Origin of the sequence: Hyphomonas sp. UBA3195 (assembly GCF_002366485.1) — a bacterium.
Taxonomy (GTDB): Bacteria; Pseudomonadota; Alphaproteobacteria; order Caulobacterales; family Hyphomonadaceae; genus Hyphomonas.
Window position 1 is genome coordinate 5,408 of sequence record NZ_DEXB01000030.1, and the last position, 2,447, is coordinate 7,854.

Annotated in this window: 1 protein-coding gene; it reads right to left on the reverse strand. The window is 60.3% G+C overall.

The features are described 5' to 3' along the window. Positions 1–2,183, reverse strand: a 2,183-nt coding sequence (locus tag B2344_RS09830; protein ID WP_290485124.1) for an Rne/Rng family ribonuclease, incomplete at its 3' end; no start/stop codon positions are given. Positions 2,184–2,447: the final 264 nt, after the last annotated feature.

The following is a 2,447-nucleotide window of genomic DNA, read 5'->3' on the forward strand; positions in this document are numbered from 1 at the left end:
CTTACCTTGGCTTCGCTCGGCGGAATATCGTCCAGCATTTCCGGAGCACTCGCAGCGAGGCCGTCCAGATAGGCACCGCCATCTGCTGGCGCTCCATCGGTTGCCTCGGTGCGGGTGTCTGAAGACCGGCGCCGCCGACGACCTCCGCGACGGCCCCGGCGGCGGCGCTTGCGAGGGGCGCCATCCTCTGAGTCGTCGTCACTGTCTGACGCGGCCTCGGCGGTGTCATCGCCGTCATCCTCGGCGTCCTCGCCGTCGAGCCGGGATTCATCGTCTTGCGACTCAGCTGCCTCTTGTTTGCGGCCACGACCGCCTCGGCGCCGACGGCGCTTGCGGCGGGTGCCTGTGGATTCGTCATCTTGATCAGCAGAGGCTTCGGACGTGTCGTCTTCGCTCTCGTCATCTTCATCCTCGTCATCACTGACGATTTGCTTGCTCGGCTTGGCGAGCGAGCGTGGTGGCTTGCGCTTCTTCGGCTTTCCGTTCGGGTCGCGCTCTGCATCGATCACGAAATCGCCGGGCAGCATGTCTTCTGACGAGTGAATCGAGACAGCAAAGCCGGCCACCTGTTCGACTTCGACCAGCGCTTCGCGCTTGTTGTTTAGCAGGTAGAGCGCGACATCGGTCGGAGCCTTCACGGAAATGGCTTTCAGGCCGCCCATGGAGGCGCGGGCCTCGATGGCCCGGATCAGCTGAAGTGCCGCCGACGGGATAGAGCGGCGACGGCCAGTGCCGTTACACGCTTCGCACGGATCGGAGGTTGCCTGCAGCACGCCCTGACGGCGACGCTGGCGTGAGATTTCCATCAGGCCGAACTGCGAGATGCGACCATGCTGGACGCGGGCCCGGTCCACCTTGAGGTGATCCTTCAGCTTTTTCTCGACGGCGCGATTGTTCTTGTTCTCGTCCATGTCGATGAAATCGATCACGATGAGACCAGCCAGGTCGCGCAGGCGCATCTGGCGACAGGCTTCCTCCGCAGCTTCGAGGTTCGTGCGCACCGCAGTCTGCTCAATGTTGCGCTCACGTGTCGACTTGCCGGAGTTCACATCGATCGCAACCAGGGCTTCGGTCTGGTTGATGACGAGATAGCCGCCGGATTTCAGTTGGACGGTCGGGGAGTAGATGGAATCGAGCTGCTGCTCGACCGCTTCGGCCACGAAAAGCGGGTCTTCCTCTTTCCATTGCTGAACCTTCTTGGACTGGCTCGGCATGATGAGCTTGGCGAGATCCTTCGCTTCGCGATAGGCCTCTTCACCATGAACAAGGACCTCCTCGATATCCTTGTCGAACATGTCGCGCATTGCCCGGTGGACGAGACCGCCCTCGGCATTGATCAGCATTGGAGCTTCGGATGTCAGTGTCTTCTCGACAATGTTTTCCCAAAGCTTGGAAAGATATTCATAGTCACGCTTGATCTCGGCCTTGGTGCGCTTGGCGCCTGCGGTCCGCACGATCAGGCCCATGCCGTCCGGCACATCCAGCTCGGAGACGATGGATTTCAGGCGCTTGCGGTCTGCGCCATTGACGATTTTGCGGGAAATGCCACCGCCGCGCGGCGTGTTCGGCATCAGGACCGAGTAGCGACCGGCGAGGGAGAGATAGGTGGTCAGGGCTGCGCCCTTGTTGCCACGTTCTTCCTTGACGACCTGGACAAGCATCACCTGACGGCGACGAATGACTTCCTGGATCTTGTAGCGCTTGGAGATCGAAGCCCGGCTGGACTTCTTCCGGCGGGGTGCGGCGGCAGCCTTGGCTTCACCGCTTTCATTATCGGTGGAGTCTTCCGACTCGTCAGAGTCATCGTCGCTTGCATCGTTGTCGACGTCGTCTTCATCGTCGATGTCGACTGCATCGCCATCTTCATCATCGTCGTCTTCGATCTGGGCAGCGGCCTCTTCGGCTGCTTCCTTCAGCAGGGCTTCGCGGTCTTCCGCGGGCAGCTGGTAATAGTCGGGGTGGATTTCGCTGAAGGCCAGGAAACCGTGGCGATTGCCGCCATACTCAACGAATGCCGCCTGAAGCGACGGCTCTACACGCGTTACTTTTGCGAGGTAGATGTTTCCGCGGAGTTGTTCGTTGCCAGTTGTTTCAAAGTCAAAGTCGTCGACCTGACCATTGTTGACGATCGCAACACGGGTCTCTTCCGTGTGCGAGGCGTCGATTAGCATGAGTTTGCTCATGTAAAGGAACCTTATGAGCCGGCGCAGCAGCTTTGGATGCGTCAACGCACCTCAAGCCAGCCGCAGGGCCGGTCTGTAAATTTAGGGGGAGGATACGGTCACGCCGACCCGACTGCCCCATGGGCAGTACAGGAAAATCGGTTTTGACTACTGCACCCGCGTACATCTTCTCTGCTTTCCGGAGCGCGGCGCCCGCTTGCCTTTTCGGTGAAGCCGGGATCGCTGTCGCGACGTTGGGAAACTTGCTTGGTAGGCCTGATTGGC